This is a genomic window from Hymenobacter sp., assembly GCF_036388155.1.
In the GTDB taxonomy this organism is placed as follows: domain Bacteria; phylum Bacteroidota; class Bacteroidia; order Cytophagales; family Hymenobacteraceae; genus Hymenobacter.
Genome location: NZ_DASVSI010000042.1, coordinates 1 through 20,850 on the forward strand (window position 1 = coordinate 1; position 20,850 = coordinate 20,850).

17 protein-coding genes are annotated in these 20,850 nt (G+C 65.1%); 10 read left to right on the forward strand and 7 right to left on the reverse strand.

Annotated elements, in window-relative coordinates; genetic code table 11:
• The first annotated feature begins 86 nt into the window (after positions 1-86).
• On the forward strand, positions 87-848 hold the full coding sequence (locus VF629_RS06150) for a PASTA domain-containing protein (RefSeq protein WP_331057579.1): 762 nt from the start codon (positions 87-89) through the stop codon (positions 846-848).
• A gap of 290 nt (positions 849-1,138) precedes the next feature.
• The gene (locus tag VF629_RS06155) at positions 1,139-3,094 is read left to right on the forward strand and encodes a T9SS type A sorting domain-containing protein (RefSeq protein ID WP_331057580.1); all 1,956 of its coding nucleotides are present in this window, start codon (positions 1,139-1,141) and stop codon (positions 3,092-3,094) included.
• 72 nt (positions 3,095-3,166) lie between these two features.
• Here VF629_RS06155 and VF629_RS06160 read toward each other — a convergent pair whose 3' ends face one another.
• On the reverse strand, positions 3,167-3,673 hold the full coding sequence (locus VF629_RS06160) for a fasciclin domain-containing protein (protein WP_331057619.1): 507 nt from the start codon (positions 3,671-3,673) through the stop codon (positions 3,167-3,169).
• Between the two features lie 559 nt (positions 3,674-4,232).
• Between VF629_RS06160 and VF629_RS06165 the strand changes: the two genes are divergently transcribed.
• A complete protein-coding gene (locus VF629_RS06165; protein WP_331057581.1) occupies positions 4,233-5,333 on the forward strand; it encodes a DUF3616 domain-containing protein in 1,101 nt (366 codons plus the stop codon).
• Between the two features lie 189 nt (positions 5,334-5,522).
• On the forward strand, positions 5,523-7,430 hold the full coding sequence (locus VF629_RS06170; RefSeq protein ID WP_331057582.1) for a GEVED domain-containing protein: 1,908 nt from the start codon (positions 5,523-5,525) through the stop codon (positions 7,428-7,430).
• A 62-nt stretch (positions 7,431-7,492) separates the two neighbouring features.
• Here the strand turns inward: VF629_RS06170 and VF629_RS06175 are convergent, their stop codons facing one another.
• Positions 7,493-9,373, reverse strand: coding sequence for a WG repeat-containing protein (locus VF629_RS06175; RefSeq protein WP_331057583.1), 1,881 nt, complete (start codon positions 9,371-9,373; stop codon positions 7,493-7,495).
• 118 nt (positions 9,374-9,491) lie between these two features.
• Between VF629_RS06175 and VF629_RS06180 the strand changes: the two genes are divergently transcribed.
• Entirely contained in the window at positions 9,492-10,070 is a 579-nt protein-coding gene (locus VF629_RS06180) for a hypothetical protein (protein ID WP_331057584.1), read from the forward strand.
• Between the two features lie 144 nt (positions 10,071-10,214).
• Here the strand turns inward: VF629_RS06180 and VF629_RS06185 are convergent, their stop codons facing one another.
• Both VF629_RS06185 and VF629_RS06190 read right to left on the reverse strand, forming a co-directional pair.
• Complete coding sequence (locus VF629_RS06185) at positions 10,215-10,808, reverse strand: DUF6799 domain-containing protein (RefSeq protein WP_331057585.1); 594 nt, start codon at positions 10,806-10,808, stop codon at positions 10,215-10,217.
• Positions 10,809-11,025: 217 nt separating this feature from the next.
• The gene (locus tag VF629_RS06190; protein ID WP_414653851.1) at positions 11,026-12,201 is read right to left on the reverse strand and encodes a glycoside hydrolase family 88 protein; all 1,176 of its coding nucleotides are present in this window, start codon (positions 12,199-12,201) and stop codon (positions 11,026-11,028) included.
• Positions 12,202-12,334: 133 nt separating this feature from the next.
• Between VF629_RS06190 and VF629_RS06195 the strand changes: the two genes are divergently transcribed.
• Positions 12,335-12,637 (forward strand): hypothetical protein, encoded by a 303-nt coding sequence (locus VF629_RS06195; protein ID WP_331057587.1) that lies wholly within the window; start codon positions 12,335-12,337, stop codon positions 12,635-12,637.
• A 184-nt stretch (positions 12,638-12,821) separates the two neighbouring features.
• Here VF629_RS06195 and VF629_RS06200 read toward each other — a convergent pair whose 3' ends face one another.
• Both VF629_RS06200 and VF629_RS06205 read right to left on the reverse strand, forming a co-directional pair.
• Positions 12,822-13,823: an alpha/beta hydrolase gene (locus VF629_RS06200; protein ID WP_331057588.1), complete on the reverse strand. Its 1,002-nt coding sequence runs from the start codon at positions 13,821-13,823 to the stop codon at positions 12,822-12,824.
• Positions 13,824-14,199: 376 nt separating this feature from the next.
• Complete coding sequence (locus tag VF629_RS06205) at positions 14,200-14,835, reverse strand: RNA polymerase sigma factor (RefSeq protein WP_331057589.1); 636 nt, start codon at positions 14,833-14,835, stop codon at positions 14,200-14,202.
• A gap of 264 nt (positions 14,836-15,099) precedes the next feature.
• On the opposite strand from VF629_RS06205, the gene VF629_RS06210 reads away from it, so the two are divergent.
• The 4 genes from VF629_RS06210 (at position 15,100) to VF629_RS06225 (ending at position 19,064) form a co-directional block, all read left to right on the forward strand.
• Positions 15,100-15,801 carry a GAF domain-containing protein gene (locus VF629_RS06210; RefSeq protein WP_331057590.1) on the forward strand — a complete coding sequence of 234 codons (702 nt, stop codon included), beginning with the start codon at positions 15,100-15,102 and terminating at the stop codon, positions 15,799-15,801.
• A gap of 53 nt (positions 15,802-15,854) precedes the next feature.
• Entirely contained in the window at positions 15,855-16,406 is a 552-nt protein-coding gene (locus tag VF629_RS06215) for a GNAT family N-acetyltransferase (protein WP_331057591.1), read from the forward strand.
• Positions 16,407-16,502: 96 nt separating this feature from the next.
• Positions 16,503-17,840, forward strand: coding sequence for a carboxylesterase family protein (locus VF629_RS06220; RefSeq protein ID WP_331057592.1), 1,338 nt, complete (start codon positions 16,503-16,505; stop codon positions 17,838-17,840).
• Between the two features lie 366 nt (positions 17,841-18,206).
• Positions 18,207-19,064: a fumarylacetoacetate hydrolase family protein gene (locus VF629_RS06225; protein WP_331057593.1), complete on the forward strand. Its 858-nt coding sequence runs from the start codon at positions 18,207-18,209 to the stop codon at positions 19,062-19,064.
• A gap of 422 nt (positions 19,065-19,486) precedes the next feature.
• Here VF629_RS06225 and VF629_RS06230 read toward each other — a convergent pair whose 3' ends face one another.
• Positions 19,487-20,221 (reverse strand): NADPH-dependent F420 reductase, encoded by a 735-nt coding sequence (locus VF629_RS06230; RefSeq protein ID WP_331057594.1) that lies wholly within the window; start codon positions 20,219-20,221, stop codon positions 19,487-19,489.
• Between the last annotated feature and the right edge of the window lie 629 nt (positions 20,222-20,850).

Below are 20,850 nucleotides of genomic sequence, written 5' to 3' on the forward strand. Positions count from 1 at the left end.
ATTGAGTTACTGCTCCACGCGAGATGCTGCGCTGCGCGCTGCATGACGGCCGTTCATAATTTCAACGTAAAGTAGCTCACCGAAAGATGGCCTTTTTAAAAGCTGATACCCCGCTCGACGTTCTCAAGCACCTGCTCCTCATTGGGGTGGTGGGGCTGTTGCTCGTGCTGGGCTTTTTCTACGTGTACCTGCCCATGAGCACCCACCACGGCGAAACCATTACGGTGCCCAAAGTGACGGGCATGAACGTGGCCGACCTGGAAAACTACCTCGAAGAGCGCAACCTGGCCTACTTCGTGGACGACTCGAGCTACAGTCCCAACATCCGTCCCCTCACGGTGCTGGTGCAAGACCCCGCGCCGGGCGAGAAGGTGAAGGAAGGCCGCAAAATCTACCTGCAGGTGAGCATGAAAAACCCGCCGGTGATTAAGATGCCCAAGCTCACGGGCGGCACGTCCAAAAACGCCATGCTCATCCTCAAGAGCTATGATTTGTCGGTGGGTCAGATTCAATTGGTGCCCGACCTGGCCCAAAACGAAGTGCTGAAGCAGCTGGTGAACGGCAAGGAAATCGTGCCCGGCGCCCCCATTGCCAAAGGCACCAAAGTGGACCTAGTGGTGGGCGACGGCGAAGGCAACCAAACCTTTGCCGTGCCCAACCTCGTGAACATGCCCGAAGACGAAGCCATTACGCTGCTGGTGGGCCAAGGCCTGCAAAAAGGCGAAGTGTTTGAGCTGCCCGCCGAGGACGGCCAGGTGCCCGGCACCGTGGTGCGCCAGCGCCCCGTGCCTGGCCCCGACGCCACCATTCGGATGGGCCAGCTGGTGGACATTTGGATAGCCAAATAGGCCGCTTCAACGTAAAGGCATGGGATAGCCCGTCATGCTCATCTGGCGTCCGCGCAGAAGTAAGGGTATTTTCCGGTCCGACCGGTTAGTGGGCAGGCCACATCAGGGCAACGACGACCGGTCGGACCGCCTAGGGCGGTCGGACCGGCGGCTCGGCCCACTGTTACGTCGGCCCACTGTTACGCTTATTTCTGCACGACTACTTATCATCGGCGAAGCCTCTTGCATCCGTACTGTACCGGTGCACTTTTTCCGTACCTGCCCTCGTTAGATTTCCATAGCCCCTTTCTATGACCAAATTCTTCCGCACTTCGCATCGTTGGCTGCTGCCGGCGCTGCTGGTACTGGCCGGCTCGGCTTCGGCCCAGGTGGTGGCGCCGGCCCTGCCGCTGCCCGCCGACCCCGCGCGGGCGGCTTTGGCCCCGGCGGCCTTGCCCAAAGGCCAGATTCTGCGCCGCACCACGGCCCTCACGCTGCCTTTTTTTGACGATTTCACCTCGCCGTTGGAGGGTGCGCCCAAGGCCACCAACTGGGTGACCAAAGGCGGCGCGCTGGTCAGCAACCGCCTGGCGGTGTACCCGCTCACGCGCGGCGCGGCCACCCTCGACGGCCTGAAAGCCAACGGCCAGAGCTACAGCAACATTGTCACTAATGCCTACGGCAACATTGATACCCTGACTTCGCAGCCCATCAACCTGGGCGGCCTCACGACCAACGACCAGGTGTACCTCAGCTTTGCCTGGCAGGCGGGCAGCCTGGTTGGGGTGCCGAACGGCAACAGCGGCAGCACCCCGGTGCGGCTGGAGCTGTACGCCCGCAACAACCAGGGCGTGTGGGAGCGGGTGTGGTTTTACGTAAGCCAGCGGGTGCGCACGCCGTTCCGGCAGCAAGTGGTGTCGCTCAACGACGCCAAGTACCTGCACGCCGACTTCCAGTTTCGGTTTGTGGCCAGCGGCAACACGTCCGACAACAGCGACAACTTCAGCGTGGACTACGTGGTGCTCGACCGCGGCCGCAGCCGCGGGCTGACCGATACCACCTTCACCGACGTGGCCACCGGGGCGGGCTTGCAGGGCGAGATACCCTCGGGCGGCCTGCGCAGCCCGTTGGCCAAGTACGCGGCCATGCCGGTGTGGCAGTTCAACGCCGCCAGCCCGCCCAGCAGCGAGCTAAACCCCAACCTGGGCGTGAACCTCACCAACCTCAGCGGCACCATTCCGCTGCTGGTTGACGTGCAGTACTCGGTGCGCGAGGCGCCGCTGGGGCCCGTGGTGGGCTCCTGGGTGCAAACCAACCAGGCCATTCGCAGCAACCCGCGCCAGACGCCCGTTACCACTTCGGCGGCTACCCAGGCCCTGCCCACTACCGGCTCGCCCAAGGTGCTGCGCTACACCATGGCCCTGAATTCGCAAGAAACTACCCCGCGGACGCTGGCCAACGACACCATTTTTCGGGACGCGGAACTGAACAATTACTACGCCTACGACGACGGCACGGCCGAAAACATCACCAACCTGGTGGCTTACAGTACGGGCCAGCCCGCCGCCTTCGCCTACCGCTTCGACCTCAACCAACCCGACTACGTGCGCTCGCTGCGCCTGTACCCGGTGTTTACGGCGTCGGACCGCGCCAACCGGCCCGTTACCATCAGCGTGTGGGCCGACAATGGCGGCAAGCCCGGCGACGTGGCCGTGGCGACCAAGTCGGCCGTCATTCCCAACCCCTTGCCGGCCGGCTGGCAGTACTACGAAATCACCTTCGACCAGCCCGTGCGGGTGTCGGGCACCTTTTACGTGGGCTACTCCCAGCCCTCGGCCTCGCCGGGCCGCGACCTGCACTACGGCCTCGACCTGAACAGCACCTTCCCCGTGGGCTACTTCTGGAACCGCAACAACATCGGCACCTGGGCCACCGCCGAGTTTGCCCTGCAAGGCGGCGTGCGGCGCGGCGCGCTGATGATGCGCCCCGTGATGACCAACACCGTGGCCACGGCCACGGTACCGGCCAGTGAGGCCGCCGCCTTCAGCATTTACCCCAACCCGGCGCGCGGCACGGTGCGGATAGACGGGCCCCGCTTCGCCCAAGCCTCGGTGCTCGACGCCGTGGGACGGCTGGTGTGGGAGCAGCCCCACGCCCAGGCCGGCCAAGCCGTGCTGAGCCTGCCGGCCCTGGTGCCGGGCGTGTACACCGTGCGGCTGGTGCTGGCCGACGGCCGCACCGTAGGCCGCCGCCTGATGATAGAGTAAGCACCCTCGTTCCACAAAAAAAGGCCCGTCGGTACCGACGGGCCTTTTTTGTTGCCGCTGGGGCAGGTTGGTTTACTTAGCGGGCATCAGCACGGTGTCAATCACGTGGGTCACGCCGTTGCTGGAAATGACGTTGGGGATGGTCACGGTGGCCGTGCCGCCCTTGGCGTCTTTCAGCATCACGCTGCTGCCGCTTTTCATCACCGTAAGCTGCTCGCCTTCCACGGTGGTGAGCACCTGGCCATTGGTGAGCTGGTCGGCGGTGAGGCGGCCGGGCACGACGTGGTAGGTCAGCACTTTGGTGAGCGTGGGCTTCATTTCGGGGGTCACCAGCGAGTTTACGGTGCCGGCGGGCAGCTTGTCAAACGCCGAGTTGGAGGGGGCAAACACGGTGAAAGGCCCGGCGCTCTTGAGGGTTTCCACGAGGCTGGCGGCTTTCACGGCGGCCACTAGGGTGGTGTGGTCGGAACTGCCCACGGCGTTGTCCACGATGTCCTTGTCGGGGGTCATCATGGCGCCGCCCACCATCACGCCCCCGGTGGTGGTCGAAGTGGAAGTGGTGGCCGAGGTGGTGGTCATGCTGCCGCTGGTGCTACTGCCCATGGCGCCATCCTGGCGGGGCTTGGTTTTGGCTTTCATCTTGTCGCCGGCGTCAGACTTGCCTTTGACTTTCATTTTGCCGTCGTCCGCCATCTTGGTTTTGGTGGTCGTGCCGTCGGCTTTGGTTTTAGTTTTTTCGTCGTCGCTCTTGGTTTTCATGCCGTCCTGCGCGAAAGCGGGCGAGGCCAGCGCTACGGTCAGGGCAAGGGCGGCGAAGAGTGGTTTCGTGTTCATAAAAAAGGGAAATAGGGTTGAAGAACAACTTGCTAAAGGGCTATACGGCCGAACCAATGCAATGGGTTCGAAACAGCCCCCCCAGCCCTGGCTCTGCCAAAGTGGTTCGCCCGGGGAACTGCTTGCCGGGTTGCTCATTGGCCTTGAATCCCAGCAATTTTTATTCTAATAAAAAATTGATTATTAAATTATTACTAGCCTAACCACCGCCTCCTGCCCTGCCGCGCGCCAACCCCGCGCGTCGCGCCCCGTTTGTGGGGCTGCGCCGCGTTGCGGCCCCACTACTCCCCACTCCGCCCCGCCCATGCGCCGCCAGCCCTACACGCTGCACTTCGACCCCAAACTCAGCCTGAACGCCGAGAAGAAACACGTGCGCGACGGCCTGTCGTCGACGCTGCTCACCGGCGACAACCTGTGGGTGTGCTGCGACGAGCGCACCTCCATCGAACGCCTGCGCCGCACCGGCCCCCACGACTTTGGCGAGCACTGCTCCTACCAGCTGGCCGATTTTCTGGACTTGCCCGGCGACGAAGCCATCGAAATCGACATCGAAGGCTTGGCCGACGCCGGCCACTACCTCTGGCTGGTGGGCTCGCACAGCCTCAAGCGCAAGCAGCCCGACGAGCACCGACGCGACACCGCCAAGGAAATTGCCAAGCTGGCCAAGGTGAAGGCCGACAGCAACCGCTACCTGCTGGCCCGCATTCCGCTGCTGCGCAACCCCGACACCGGCAACTTCGAGCTGCACAAAGAAGCCCCCCACCCCACCGACCCCGCCCAGACCCTGAGCGCCGCGCAGCTCCACGGCAACGGCGAGACCAACGAGCTGCTGGAAGCCCTCGCCCACGACCCGCACCTGAAACCCTTCCTCGGCATCCCCGGCAAGGACAACGGCTTCGACATTGAGGGACTGGCCGTGACCACGGCCGGGCACGTGTTTGTGGGCCTGCGCGGGCCGGTGCTGCGCGGCTGGGCGCTGGTGCTGGAGCTGCTGCCCCGCTACGACAAGCACGGCCGCATGCGCCTGGGCGAAGTGCCCGGCGCCACCGAGAAACTCTACAAAAAGCACTTTCTGGACCTGGGCGGCATGGGCCTGCGCGAGCTGCGCCTGCACGGCCCCGACCTGCTGCTATTGGCCGGCCCCACCATGGACCTCGACGGCACCATTGCGGTGTACTGCTGGACGCGCGCCACCGACCAGGCCACCGACAGCCTGGTGGGCTCGAAAGACCTACGCCGCTTGTTCGACGTGCCGCACGGCCACGGCCCCACCGCGGGCAAGGACCGCGCCGAGGGCATGGCGCTGCTCGACGACGCGCACGTGCTCATCGCCTTCGACAGCCCCACGAGCGCCCGCAAAACCGGCCCGCAGCAGGTGGTGGCCGACCGTTACCGCTTGCCCTAAGCCGGTTGGGCGGTCGGTGAAGCCAACCTCGTCAATAAAACTAATTTGGTAATTAGTAAGAATATTCCCAGCAAATTCTTAATTTGGCGTATATATCCACAATCCTCGTAAGTGCTGAGGTTCAGCACGTGAGTGGGTTGGTATCGTCAAATGGCCATATTCTCTACCCGAATTGGTGCCCTTTGCAGGATGGGCGGCTTGTTACTGGCCGCCTTGCTGCACCGTGTTCCCCAGATTCAAGCCCAAAGCAAGCCCGCCGCCACCTGGTGCGGCACGGCCCCCACCACCCCCGCCGACCGAGCCCGCGTGCTGCGCGACGTGGTGCCGGTGGAGCAGCGCCTCGCCGCCCGCAAGACGCTGGGCGGCCCGATGGTGTACGTGCCCCTGAGCCTGCACGTGGTGCGCCTGAACGACGGCAGCGGCGGCACCAACGAAGAAGAAATTTTCCGGGCCATAGCGGGCACCAACGAGCTGCTGGCCAGCGCCAACATGCAATTCTACGTGTGCGGCCCGGTGCAGCACCTCGACAATTCGGCCTGGTACGACCTGGCTTCGGGCCCGACCGAAAACGCCATGTGCGGCCCCAACGACAACCCCAACGCCATCAACGTCTACTACACGCATTCGGTGAGCACCGGGGGCAACGTGGTGTGCGGCTACTCCTACATCTCGGGCAGCCGGGCCCTGCTCTCGTGCAGCGACACCCGCACGCTGGCCCACGAACTTGGCCACGTGTTTGGCCTGGCCCACCCCCAGCAAGACGGCAACAACCCCGTGGTGAGCGAGCGCGAACTGGTGCGCCGCACCAACTGCACGGCCAAGGGCGACCAGCTGTGCGACACCCCCGCCGACCCGTTTGAGCGCCCCGGCGCCACCCAAAGCAACTGTGCGTACACCGGCACCATCACCGACGCCAACGGCGACTTGTTCACGCCGCTCATGGCGAACACCATGAGCTACTGGCAGTGCGGAGGCAACGCCTTCACGCCGGGCCAGTTTGCCCGCATGGAAGCCACCCGCCTCACGGCGCACGCCGCCCGCACCTGCGCCGTGGCCGCCGCGCCCGCGCCATCTCAGCTCACGGCCGCGGTGGTGCCCTACGGCGGCGGCATTGCCCTGGGCTGGACCGACAACGCCACCACCGAGCTGGGCTATTTTGTGGAGCGGGCCGTGGGCGGCGGGACCAGTTTTGTGACCGTGGGCTACGCGCCCGCCAACGCGACGGCCTACACCGACGCCTCGCCTCCGGCCGGTGCGCTGGCGCGCTACCGCGTGAAGCCCATCAACGCACAGGCGGGGTTCAGCAACGAGGCCAGTCGGGTGGCCGAAATCACGTATTGCGCGGCGGCCTTCACCGGCAGCAACTGCGGGCCAACGGGCCTGCCCATCTACCTCGACGACGTGCAGGTGCTGCAGGGCACCACCCCGGTGCTCAGCAACGTGGGCTCGGGCTGTGGCACGTATTCTTCTTTCATCGGCAACGGCGGAACGGTGCGCCCGGCCGGCACCTACACGCTGCGCACCCGCGTTCCCACCCTTCCGGACGGTTCTTTTTACACCCAGGTCATCTACGCCTGGGCCGATTTTAACCACAACGGCAGCTTTGCCGACCCCGGCGAGCAGCTGTGCCAAATCCGGCCGACTTACAACGTGCTGACGACCACCTTCACGGTGCCCGCCACGGCCAAAAACGGCTGGACGCGCCTGCGGGTGCGCACCCAGAGCGACTTTTACGCGACCCTGCCCGATGCCTGCGCCACCGGGGTGTACGGCGAAACCGAGGACTACACGCTGGTTGTGACGGGTGAAGTAACCGCCGCGGCGGCCTCCTCCGGCCCAACGGGCTCGCATTTCACGCTGTTCCCCAACCCATCTTCCGCGCAAACCCCGGCCGAGATAGTGCTCACCGGCGACGATGCCCCGGCGGGAGCGAAATGCTACGTCAGCAACATGCTGGGCCAGCAGGTGGCCCCTACCCTCCTGCTGCGCCCCGAAGTGCGCACCGAGCTGCCCACCCGCGGCCTGGCGGCGGGCGTGTACGTGGTGCGCGTGCAAAGCGCGGCCGGCGAAAGCCAGCAGCGGCTGGTGCTATACTAGGGGCTTTTGGCGGAGGGAGCCGCGCCGGTCTTCTTTCAATGAGGGTGCTGACGCTGTTGCCCTTATTCCACCGGGTCTCCGTCGGTGTCGATGATGAAGCTGCGGCCTTTTTGCGTCACCCGGGCTTGGCCTTTTTCGAAGTCTGACGCGGTTTCGTAGCGCCCGAATGGCTCTGTGCCCTTGCTGGGGTCGGCCAGGTAATCTTTGGTGATGAAGGTGTAGCCGTCGGCCAGGCGCACCCGGGCCAGCCCTTCGCGGAAAGGGTACGCCTCCTGAAACAGCACCGGCGCCTTGGCGGGGTCCGGCGGCTCGGGCCCGCTGATGTAGTACCAGCCCCGGTGGTCGAGCACGGCGGCGTAGCCTTCGGAAAAATCCAGCGCGTTGAAGTAGTAGTCAGCAAATTCCTGGCCCTGCTCGTCCAGAAAGGTGTAGGCGTCGCCCACCCGGACCCGGGCGTAGCCCCCCGCGTAGGGGTTCAGCGCGTCGTAGGCTGGCGGCACCACTTCCTGGCCGGCTTCGTCGACTAGCCCGTAAACGCCGTTGTCTTCCACCACGGCCCGCTCCTGCTTGTATTCGCTTACCGAAGAGTATTTGGGCGCCACCACCGGCTTCCCGCTGCCATCGGCCAACCCCCACTTGCCGTTTTCCTGGTACGGCTTGGGCGGGCCCGTGGTCAGGTGACTCAGGCCCCACCCGACCGCGCCAATCAGGCCCGCTACGCCCACCGCCGCCGCCACCCGCGGCAGGCGCCGGCGCCATATCCGCAGCTGCCGGTGGTTGGTCTCGCTTCTGGGGATGCTGGGTGCGGAGCGCACGGCGGCAGGGCTTGCGGGGGCACTGGCTGGCGCCGGGCCCGCCGGCAAAGGTTCCGCCGCTCGGGCGTTGAGCTGCTCGATGAGCTGGCCCAACTGGTTGATTTTGCCGTCCAGGTCGCGGTTGCGGGCCTCGGCCTCGGCGCGGGAGGTTTGAATGGCGGCTTCCAGGGCCGCTTTTTCCTGGGTTTCGGCGGCCAGCCGCTCGCGCAAGGCCTGGGCCTCCGTGGTGACGGGCGGGGCTTGCGCAAGCTGGGCCCGCAGCTCGGCCATGCTGCGCTCGCGCTCGGCCTCGCGCTCTTCCATGGCCTGCAGCTTGGCGTCGACTTGCGCCTGGGCTTGGCGCTGCAGTTGCTCCAGGCGCTGCTTTTCCGCGTTGCTGGCTTGCACTTGCTGGGGCGAGGCGCCGCCGTACGGCGTGTCCTCCGGAATGTCTTCGGCGTTGAGCCACCGCCACAGCTTGCCCCAGGGGCTCGGGGCCGGGGCGGCTTCCGCCAGCTCGGTGCCCGAACTCGTGGCTGCCGCAACCGAGGCCAGCGGCGGGGCCGGAACCTCGGTCAATTCCTGCGCCCATTGGGTCAGCTCTTCGTCGGTAAGGTCAATTTCGGGGCGGGCCAGCTGCTTGAGGCGGCGCGGCAGTTGAGCGGCATCGGCCAGTGGCTGAAAATGCCCGCCGGGCTGCTGGGTCAGCTGCTCCTCTACTTCTGGGCCGAACGAAACCGGGCCGCCGAAAACAACCAGGCCGGAGATAAACTGCAGATTGGCCTGCTCGGGACTGAGCTGGGGTTCGAGCCAGCCGGTGAGCACCTGTTTTTGCAGCCGAAACTGCTCAAAGGGGTTGTCGGCGTTTAGCGCGGTGCCGGCCAGGGGCTGCTCGTTCAATTTCCACGCGCCGTAGGTCAGGGCCGGGATGCTGAGCCGCCCCCCGCCGGGCACCAGCACCAGCAGCGTGATGCTGAGCGGGCGGATGACCACGGCGTCGAGCGCTTCGCCGCCTTCTTCCACCGCGAAGTTGCCCAGCAACAGCGTGGCCGGGCCGCCGGTTTCGGCTTCTAAGGCCGCCCATACCTGCTCGTAGAGGCGCTGGCGTTGGGAATCGGGAAAGGGGGAAAACAGGGATTGGTATACCATGGGGGCAACGAAGCGACGGCTAATGGGGGCTTGATACGCGGACCACACAACAGCGTTGGTCCGAACTTTGCCAGGAGGCTACCGTACAGCTTGCAAATTTCACTTTTTCCTGCCCAATATGAAAGCCATACCCGTACTTCTTGCCGTCGGTATATTGGCTTTGTCTAACCATTGTGTGTACGCCCAAGGCCGTGGCGACGATAAGGATAAGGGTAAAGACAAAAAAGAATACAAATACGGCAAAGACAAAAAATATAAAGAATACAAGGGCAGGAAGAAGGACGACAAGGAGCGCTACAAAGACGACGACCGGTACAAAGACCGGGACGGCCGCTACGACAACGGCAACGGCCGCACTACCCGCACGGGCGGCGTGTTGGGCGGCATCCTGGGGCGCGTGGTGCTGCCTCCGGCCGGCACCGCGGGCCCGCGCCGCCTAGAAGGCGTGCCGCGCGGCCACTACCCGCCGCCCGGGGAGTGCCGCATCTCTGGTACCCCAACCGCCCCCCCGGACAGCAACCGCCGCCCCGCTCCTGCAGCAGCCTCGCGGGCGTGCGCCTGGAGCCAGGCGCCTTTGTCCTGCACGGCGACCGCGCCTACGACTCCGAGTACGACTGGCGCGAAGAAGAGCGCCGCCGGCCCGGCTCGGTTGGGCGCGACATCCTCGACATCTTATTTCCGCGGCGCTAGGGCCTAATGGGTTCGGCAAATGGCTCGGGCCGGGTTATCGACAGCAACTAAGCTCGTTTCCAACGCATTTCGCTCACCACCCACATCAACAACGCCCGCCAGCTCTCCGTGAGCTGGCGGGCGTTGTTGATGTGGGAAGCAGAAGCTCGGGCTAATCGTCCCATTTCTTGCCTTTTTTCCCCTTCTCCTTCCATTTTTTGTCTCGCCCGCGGCCGTGTTCCTCCTGGCGCTTGCCTTCCTCGCGAAGCCATTCTTCTTCCTTCTTGCGCTGTTCCCGCATCTGCTCGGCTACTTTCTTGTCGTACTCCTTGTCGCCTTCGTACCGGTCCTCGTCGCGCTCGTCGTCGCCCCGGCGGCCACCCAGCAGTTCTTCCAGCACGCTGCGTACCTGCGCCGAGTTTGACCTGGCTGCCGCGCGCTGTTGCGGGGCCGGCGCCCCCAGCGCCAACCCGCCGGCCACGGAAGCAACGGGCACCACCCGGCCCCGCAGGTCGCAGCCCTGGCCCTCGCGCAGTTCCGTGCGGCTGCCGTCCGCCGCCACCAAAAAGCCGTCCTTGGTGACCACCACGCCGGTTGGCAGGCGCGCGTCGCGCGTCATGGGCCGCAGTTGGCCGTTGCGCAGCACGTGCATTTGCCCGTTCACGCGGTGAAAGCCGTCGTTGTTGCGGGCCTGGGCGACCGCGGGCGCTTGGAGCGTGAAAAGCACCGCCAACGTGGCGGCTAACCGGAGATATAAAGAATGCATGCGGGAAAAGCAGATGATTTTAAGACTGCAAAGCAAATACGAAGCCAGCCACCGAACTCGGCAGTGTTCGGGAAAACTTACGAGAAGCACAACGTTGGCTGGCAGTTAAGCCGTTGTTCGCGACGCTTTAGGTACGTCAACCGTCCACTACTTAATAGCATAAGGTCCGTTTTCTGGCTGGAAACGGACCTTATGGATTTGTTTAAAAGAAGGCTGCCTACTTGATGCCCATCTTCCGGGCCCGGAGCAGGCCTTCGATATAGTAATAGTCGGCGTACACCAGCGGCACGTCCATTTCGCTTTTGGCGGGCTTGTGGCCGGTGCTGTGCATGAGCACGAAATCGTTGTTGGTGCCGGGCTTGGCCAAATAATTCGGGCTCGACAAGCTCTCCAATATCTGCAGCGCGGCTTGTTTGTACTCCGCGCCTTGCTTGCCGGCGTACTGGCTCAGTTCGAGCAGACCGGAGGCGGCAATGGCGGCCGCTGAGGCGTCGCGCGGCTCGTTGGCGGGGCCGGGCGTGGGCACGTTGAAATCCCAGTAGGGCACTTTATCGGCCGGCAGCGCGGGATGATGCAGGAAGAAGTCGGCAATGCGTTGGGCCTGGGCCAGGAAGCGGCGGTCTTTGGTGGCGCGGTACGTGGCGGTGTAGCCGTACAGCCCCCACGCCTGCCCCCGGGCCCAGGCCGACTCGTTGGCGAAGCCCTGGGCGGTTTCGCGCGCGAGCACGCGGCCGGTCAGCGTGTCGTAGTTCACCACGTGGTACGAGCTGTTGTCGGGCCGGAAGTGGTTTTTCATGGTGGTGAGGGCGTGCGTCACGGCGGCTTTGTAGTAGCTGGAGTCGCCGCTGGCTTTGGTGGCCCAGAAGAGCAGCTCCAGGTTCATCATGTTGTCGACGATGACCGGGTACTGCCACTGCTTCGTGTCCCAGGACTTGATGGCGCCCACCCGGGGGTTGAAGCGCGTCATCAGCGACTTGGCGCCGGCGAGCAGCACGGCGCGGTAGGCGGGGTCGTTGGTGAGGCGCAGGCCGTTGCCGTAGGAGCAGTAGAGCATGAAGCCCAGGTCGTGCGTGCCCCGGTTGAACTGTTCTTTTTCGAGACCGGCCGTCCAGCGGCGGGCTTCGGCTTCCCATTTTTTGTCCTTGGTGTACTCGTATAAATACCACAGGCTGCCGGGGAAAAAGCCGCTGGTCCAGTCGCTCGACGCCACGGCGCTGAAGCTGCCGTCGGCGTTGCTCGAGCGCGGGTACTTCGCGGGGTCCGGGTGGTTTTGGAGGCTGCGGGTGAAATGCGCTTTGACCGTTTCGAGGCTTTTGGTGGTGTTCAGGACCGGCGCCGCGGCCAGCAGGCCGAGGCTGGCGACCAGCGCCGTCAGTATGGTTTTCAAGGGCATGGAAGGTGGCGAGTAAGATGAAGCGGCCTAAAGTAAAGCAAACGCGGCGGCTCCGTACCGCTTTGGCCCGGCTGGTCGGGGGCCCGTAAGTTGGCAGCTGCACCGTTGGCTAAGTTCTTCGTAGTTTGGAACCATGAAACCCACGCTTCTCCTGGCAGCCTTCCTGCTGCTACTTTCCAGCTGTGCTCCCACCACCGAACTGCCCCCAGCTGCGGAAAGCGGGGTACGCTACCCGGCTTATTTTTACGTGACCTCCCCGGCCGCGCTGCTCTATGAGCGCACCACGTCCTCGGTAGGAAAACCAGGCCTCGGCATCGGCGAAAAAGTGGAAGTCATCGGGCACAAAAGCCGGTGGTACCAGATTAAGCACCAAGGCCGTACTTACTTCGTGCTGGACAGTTTCCTCAAGCCCGTAGCCGCGGCGCCCGGCTCCTGAGGCGCTCGTCCGCCGTCGCCGTCGTTTCTGAAGGCACCTTCCTCCGCGTCATCGTCCGAATCCAGGTCAATTAGCAGCAGGCCAGGGTCGATTCCGGCGCGGCACGGTTGCCACGGTGGTGTGCCGGGCCGGAGTGGCTGCCCTTGTGCACGAATTCGGTGCACGGATTCGGCGGCCCTACCCTTCATCGGCCAGCACTGAAAACGCGGTCTAGAAATGCGGCCGTGTACTTGAGCGTGGGCTCGAACCAGGGATTGAACAAGGGAAAAGGGTGCGGCGCGCTTTCAAAAGTGTGGGCTTCGTGGTAAATGCGAAAGGCGTCGAGCTGGCGGGTCATGGCGTCGCGCCCGGCGTGCATGCGGTCCACCGAGCTGTTGAGAAACAGGATGGGCGGGGTGTGGGCCGTGACGTGGTTGAGCGCCCCGGCCTGGTGCCACAGTTCGGGCTTCTGGGTTTTGGGCGCGCCAAACCAGTGCGTGGCGGCCGAAATCCCCTTGCTGTCGTCGCCCTCGCCCGACTCGGGGTGGATGAAGGCCAGGGTGCCGTCTACGTCCACGATGGCCTGCACGCTGCTGGAATGGCCAGTGGAGCAGGCGCTGCCCTCAAACTGCGGGTCGCCGTTGGTGGTGCCGAGCAGGGCCGCCAGCTGCCCGCCGGCCGAAAACCCCCACACGGCGATGCGGGCGGTGTCGATGCCGTACGTCGCGGCGTTGGCCCGCAGCCACCGGATGGCGGCCTTCAGGTCGGTGACGGCCGCGGGGTACAGGGCTTCGGTGGAGAGGCGGTATTCGGCCGTTGCGGTCACGTAGCCTTTGGCGGCGAGCTGCTGGGCCATGGGCACGTGTTGCGACCGGTCGCCGGAGCGCCACCCGCCCCCGTGCACGAGGAGCACGGCGGGGTAGCCTTTCCGGCGCTTGGCCTTGGGGTAAAACACGTCCAGCTTCAACTCGCGCGGGCCGAGCGCGCAGTAGGTTTGGTTGGGACGCGACTGAATGGAGGCCGGAACAGCCGGCCGGGCAATGCTGATGGCGGGGTTGTTTTTTCGGGCTTTGGCAAAGGCGCTGGCCACCGTAAAAGAAGTGTCGCGCGGGGCCCCGACTTGCTGGGCCGCCACCGGCGCCGCCAGGGCCACGCCGGCCACGACGCCCGTTAGGCACTTCCCCCAAGTGGTCAATAGTGAAATCATGGGATTGAGCTAGGCTTGCGTCTTGCCGCTGGAGCCGCTAGTGCAGTGGTTCAACCGAAAGGCTGCAAAGCGAACGACGAGACGCAAGTAGGCACCTCTCCCTCGTTTTACCAAGGCCTGCAATCAGCTCCAACGGCTTTTTAGTGCATGTGCAACTGATGCAGCTGTTTAAAAGGATGTCGTTTGCCGGTCGGACGCCCTAGGCGTCCGACCGGTTGCCGCAAGCACGATACTGCGACGGCCGTGGACCGACAACCGGTCGGACGCCTAGGGCGTCGGACCGGGCGGAGCCGGCTCTCTGGACGGCTTCAGTGGCTCAAGGCAGCATCGACGCGCCGGCATACCAAAGTCGAATTAGCGGCGTGGAGTGGGCAGCTCAGGGCCTTGGCTGGGGAGCTGCGGTTGGCGGTTGGCCTTGGCCTTCGCGGGTCAGCTGCGCCAGCACCCGCAGGCCCGCCCGGGCGCGGGTTTTCAACGTGGGCAACGGGATGCCCAGCTGCTTGGCCGCTTCGGCCTGCGTGCAGCCGCCAAAGTACAGCAGCTCAATTACCTGCCGCTGCCGGGGCTGCAGCATGCGCGTGAGCTCGCGCAGGCCAATGTGCTCGGGGTTGAACGTGACCGACGCAGGCGCCTGACTGACGCCGGGCGAATCGAGCGGCTTGTTGTGGCGATGAAACCGATGCCGCGGGCTGCGCAGCACGTCGATGGCGCGGTTGCAGCACACGCGCACCATCCACGTGAAAAGCCCGCCCCGGGTGGCGTCGTAGCTGCCGATGCTCATCCACACCCGCAGCAGGCCTTCCTGCAGCACGTCTTCGGCCAGCTCCCGGTCCCGCACCAGCCGCAGGATGACCGTCAGCAAGTTGTGGCCGTACCGCTCGCTGAGCAGCTGCAGGGCGCGCTCGTCGCGGGCCAGCAGGCGGTGCACCAATAGTTCTTCCTCGGTGGCCGGCGGCACTGCCGGGGTCGGCTGCGTAGAAGAAGCGGCGGGGCCGGCGGCTCGGGTGGGCATGGAAGGAGGGCAGGAAAAGGCAACGCCCTGCATACGTAAGCTCAGCTAAACAGATGAAGCCATGGCCGAACTTTGCGCCTTGGCTGGGCGCTTGTGCAAGCGGTTTAGCCCGGCCCGACACGGTCCCGCATGGCCTGGAAAGGCCCCTGGTTTCGGCCGGAGTGCGGGCAAACGGCGGCCATCGAGCTGAACCTTGCGTAAGAGTAAGGTCCAGCTCGCTTCTTGATACCCTCATTAATTGCTTTGTTTGGTCCCTTCAGTCCCATGAATACGCCCGCTTCCTTGCTCCCTCCCGACGAAGCCGAACGCCTCCAGACGTTGCGACACTACGACGTGCTGGGCGCCCCGCTCGACGACGTGTTTCACGAATTAGTAAAGCTGGCGGCCCAGCTCTTCAACCAGCCCCTGGCTTTTATGGCCATCGTCGACGAACACGAGGTATGCTTCCCCGCCCTGCACGGAGCCGCCCACCTGCCGCCCGTGCCCCGGGCCCACGCGCTGTGCTCGACGGCCATTCTCTTCCCCCACGCCGTGGCCTATGAAAACCTGGCCGCGGCGGCCCAAGACGGCGTCGACGCCCCGGCCATTCGGGCGGCCCTGGCCGACGGCGCGGCCTTTTACGCCGCCGCCCCGCTGCGCATGCCCGACCGCAACTGCATTGGCGTGCTGTGCCTGATGGGGCCGACGTCCCGGCCCTTCTCCCCCGCCGAAGAAGGCGCCCTCGAAGCCATTGCCCAGGTGGCCAGCCTCGGGCTGGCCGTCCGCCACCTGTGCCGGGCCACCCCCGAGCTGGGCCCCGACCTGTGGGCCAGCGTGGCGGGCCGGCTGAGCCGCGACCTGCACGAGTTGCAGCGGCGGGTGCGTGAGCTGCTCAAGCTTTTCGGCCAGGCGGTGCCCGTGCCCTTTGCGGTGCTGCGGCCGGTGCAGCGGCGCCTCCAGGCCCTGAGCATCGTGCTGGCGCAGTAGCCGGCAGTCTTTCCGGGCTGCTTTCTTCCGCTTTTTTCTGCTTTTTTAGCGGCATGACGTTTAGCTTTCACAACAACCAGCCCGAGCAGTTTCTGGGCATCGTGCGCGAGGTGGCCCAGTGGCTGGTGGACCGCGGCGAACCCCTGTGGAACCCCGACACCCTCACGGCCGACAACCTGTTCGACGAGCACACCCGCGACCACGCCTACGTGCTCTACGTGCAGCCCGAGGGGCCCGAAGCAGCCACTTCCTACGTCGCCACGCGCGCCGAGCCCGTCCCTACGGCGGTGCCCGCCGCCACCTTCACGCTGCAATGGCAGGACCCGCTGTACTTCGGCGACGTGCCGGCCCACACGGCGGGATTTATTCACAAGGTGGCCATCCGGCGGGCATTTGCCGGCCAGAACCTTTTCCAACCGCTGCTGGACTTTTGCCAAGCCGAGTGCCGGCGGCGCGGCATCCGGGAGCTGCAGCTCGAAACCGACGCCACCCGGCCGGCCCTCATGCGCCTCTACGAACGGTACGGCTTCGAGCCCACGTACCAGAAAACCATTCACGAGTTCGGCCAATCCTTTCTGTGCCAATACTACGTGCTGCGGTTTTGATTTTGAAACGCCTTTGCCGGAATCAGCCCGCGTCCCGGCCGGCGGCCAGCCCCCCGGCGGCGCTGCATGTTGTTGCGCTCCTCTTCTCCCCACCACATGCCTCCTAGTCCGCCCCAGTTCCAGACCCCGGCCGGCACCTTCAGCGGGCGGCAAGATGGCCCCGTGGTGCGGGCCACGGGCATCCGGTATGCCCGGGCGGTGCGTTTTCAGCCCCCGGTGGCCGAGCCCGACGCCGATGCGCCGGTGCTGGCCACCGCCCCCGCCCCTGCCTGCCCTCAGCTGCCCGACCCGCTGCTGGCGCCCGCGCTGGGCAGCCTGTTTGCCGGCCTCGCCTTCGACGAAGACTGCCTGCGGCTCTCGGTGACCCGCCCGGCCGAGTGGCGCCCCGATGAGCAACTGCCCGTGCTGGTGTGGGTGCACGGCGGCTCCTACGTGACGGGGGCCGGCGACCTGGCCGTGTACGACCCGGCCGCCCTGGTCGCGGAGCAGCGGGTGGTGTTTGTGGCAGTGACGTACCGGCTGGGGCTGCTGGGCTTTCTGGGCCACGACGGCGGCACGCCGCCCAACCTGGGCTTGCTCGACTTGCTGGCGGCCCTGCGCTGGGTGCAGCGCAACGTTGCGGGCTTCGGCGGTAACCCGGCCCTGGTGACGTTGTTAGGGCATTCGTCGGGGGCCGACGCCATTGCCCACCTCATGGTGGCCGAAGGCGCGCCGGGCTTGTTTCGGCGCGTCATCATGCACAGCGCCCCGCTGGGCCTGGCCCGCAACCGCCACGCCATGTACCGGGCCATGGCCGCCGCCCGGGGCCCCCTCGGCCCGGAGCTGCCCGTGGCCGAGGTGCTGGCCCGCGAAAGCGCCGCGACCAAAGCCGGGCGCCGGTTTGGGCTGAAAGGCGGCATGCCGTTCGGCACGCAATACGGCGCCCACCCGCTGCCGGCCGAGGCCGACGCGGCAAAGGCCTGGGAAGCCGTGGCCCCGAGCATAGACGTGCTCATTGGCGCCACCGCCGAAGAAACCCGTTTTTTCGCCGTCCTGGACCCCAGATTTCGCTGGGTCGGCCGCCTGCCCCTGCTCGGCCGGCGCCTGTCGCGGGCGCTGGTGGCCGTGAGCTCGCGGCTGGTGTACTGGCAAGGCACGGCGGCTTTTGCCGAGCGGCACGCCCGGGCCGGTGGCCGCGCCTACCAGTTCAGGGTGTTGTACCAGCCCCCGGGCAGCGACTTCGGCGCGGCCCACACCATCGATTTGCCGCTGCTGTTGGGCACGCGGGCCAGCTGGGCTTTTGCGCCCTTGCTGGGCCAGGCGCCGTGGGAAGAAGTGCACGAAGCCGGCCGGCAGATTCGCCACCTGTGGGCCGACTTTGCGCGCACCGGCGAGTTGCCGGCGCGGGTAGACATCCCCGGTTTCCTGGAGGTTGAGCGAGTCGCTGGCAGCTGAGCCATCGGCGGCGTGGCTAGGGCTTCTCCCGCAGAACAATCTCGGAGACAGTACACCGGCTCCGGTCCGACGCCCTAAGCGTCCGACCGGTTGTAGCGCGCCCGATATAACCGAATAACCGACCGATTTCGTCCAACCAACGACCGGTCGGACGCCTAGGGCGTCGGACCAGAGCCGGTGTACATCGATGCCAAAACCGCTGTCAATGGCCGCAATGGTCCTGCATTTGTGTTCGAACAAAACCAGTTTCGCAACCAAGTGCGACCACCGGTTCCGGCTTCCCCAAACGAAACGCCTAGAAATCGGTCACTTCGTGCTGACCTTGCCGCCGCATTGTTCCCAACGCCCCAACCTTCCATTTCTCTCATGAAACTCATTCGCTTCGGCCAGCCCGGCTTGGAAAAACCCGGCGTCATCCTCCACGACCAGCGCTACGACGCCTCCGCTTTTGGCGAGGACTACAACGAGGCATTTTTTGCGACGGATGGCCTCGTGCGCTTCGCCCGGTTCCTGCAAGCGCACGAAGGCCAGCTGCCGCAACTCGACGCGGCGGAGCGGCTGGGGCCGCCCGTGGCACGCCCGTCGAAGCTGCTCTGCATCGGCCTGAACTACGCCGACCACGCCCGCGAAACCGGGGCCACGCCCCCACCCGAGCCGGTGCTGTTCCTGAAGGCGACCACGGCCTACGTGGGCCCCAACGACGACTTGGTGATTCCCAAAAACTCCGTCAAAACCGACTGGGAAGTGGAGCTGGCGGTGGTCATCGGCAAGCGCGCGTCCTACGTCGAAGAGCACGAAGCCGCCGGCTACATTGCCGGCTATGCCCTGCACAACGACGTGTCGGAGCGCGAGTTTCAGCTGGAGCGCAGCGGCACCTGGGACAAAGGTAAGGGCTGCGATACCTTCGCGCCGGTGGGCCCCTTCTTGGCCACGCCCGACGAAATCGGGGACGTCGACAACCTGCGCCTCTGGCTCACGGTGAATGGCCAACTGATGCAGGACGGCACCACGGCCAACCTCATTTTCAAGATTCCCTTCCTGATTTCCTACCTCAGCCAATTCATGACCCTGCTGCCCGGCGACATCATCTCGACGGGCACGCCCGCCGGGGTAGGCCTCGGCATGAAGCCGCCCGTGTACCTCAAGCCCGGCGACGTGGTGGAGCTGGGCATCGACGGCCTGGGCACCTCTCGCCAAACGGTGAAGGCGTACGGCCAGCAGTAACGCCATCAGCGTTTCGGCTGATTCGAGTCCGGGGGCGACAGGGCTTTTGCATAGGCCGCGCGTCAGGCAACTCGTTGGCTCACCTTCTTTTTTGCACGCTTAACAAAGCTCCTTTCACCCCCGCCGCTGCGCCGCCAGCGGCACCGCTACCATCGACCGCACGAAATACGACATCCGCCACCGCTCGAAATCGTTCTTCAACAGCCGCGGCGACAAGGCCATCGACGACAATTTCGCCCTCACCTTCACTACCATTACGAAGGTCGACGGCGTGGCCCAGCGCTAAACATCCCCAGCAGGAGCTGAAACAACACGGGCGGACCAGCTGGTCCGCCCGTGTTGTTTCAGCTCCTGCTCGAAAGAGGGAGTATGCGGCGCGGCGCATGCTCCTTTTTCAGCTACTGTTTACGCCACAACTGCCCCTAGTTGTCGGCTTTTTGTGACCCGTACTGCTTGATGATGGCCTTTTCCTGCTCGGCGTGGTTGGCGGCGAACTGCTGGTGCTGCTCCGCGGTGCGCACGGTGCCCAGGCTGGCGAGCTGCTGTTGGAGCTGGGCAGGCGGCAGGTCGGCGCCGTAGGCCGGCGTGCCGGGCTGTTGCCGCCACGACTCGCGCAGGGTGCCGTTGTCCACGGCATCGAACCCGAGCTCTTCTACCAGCGCCATTACTTTTTGCTTGGCCGCGGCATCGTCGCCGGCCACGGGCAGGCCAAAGCGGCCGGGGGCGCCCGCGGGCTTGCCGGCTTTCTCCAAATGGTCGGCGTAGATGTTGTTGAACACCTTCACCACCGGGCGGCCCAAGTGCTGCTGCACCCATTCGCTCTCGGCCAGGGCGCCGCTTTCGAGCTCAGGAATTTGGCCGTCGCGCAGCTGGGGGTAGTAATTGCTGGTGTCAATAACCGGCACGTCGGCGGGCACTCCTTCGAACAAGTCTTTGGGCAGGTCGGGGATGTTTTTCAGCGGAATGGTCACCACGATGATGTCGCCGTGGCGGGCCGCTTCCTGGGGCGTGACGGGCGTGGCGCCGGTTTTTTGGGCCAGGTCCTGTAGGGTTTCCGGGCCGCGGGAGTTGGCAATGTAGACCGTATGGCCCAGGCTGGTAAGGCGGACGGCGAGGGCGCTGCCAATGTTGCCGGCCCCAATGATTCCAATGTTCATTTCAAAAGGCGATTAGTGGTTTTCGCAGCGGCTTCGTGCAGCTGCAAGTAGCTAAACAGGCCCGGCCGGCAATTGCTTTTTCAACCGTACTAGTTCATCACGCGGCCTGGTCAGACCAGGCACAACGAGCAGCTGCAGCAAAGGCTGGTGACGTTTTCAGCGGCTGGTTGAGGCGCGGTGGGCGACTGTCCGGGAGAGGCCAAGGGCCGGGCGCGTGTAGAGGTATGGCGTGAAAAAGCACCGGAAGGAAAAGCCGCAGGAGTTGGTGAACAGGCATTTCGGGACGGAGCCGGCGGGCTAAGAAGCTGTTTGAGTTAGCTGAAAGCCAACCAAAACGGTCATGCTCATCTAGCGTCCGCGCAGCCGAAGCATCTTGCTTGGGTCACTAAACCTACCGATTGGTTTACCACCACAGACGAGATGCTTCGGCTGCGCGGACGCCAGATGAGCATGACCGTTTTTTAATTCATACAACTTCTAAGGGACGCGGCGCTTTATACCTCTCAGCGCCTGCGGCAAGCGCGCCACAGCGAGGCAGTGGCCTCCCCTGCGGCGGCTGCCCCACCGGCGGCGAACAGGCACTAGCTTTGCCACCCGCCGGCGCCAATGCACGGCGCCATTCCTCAATT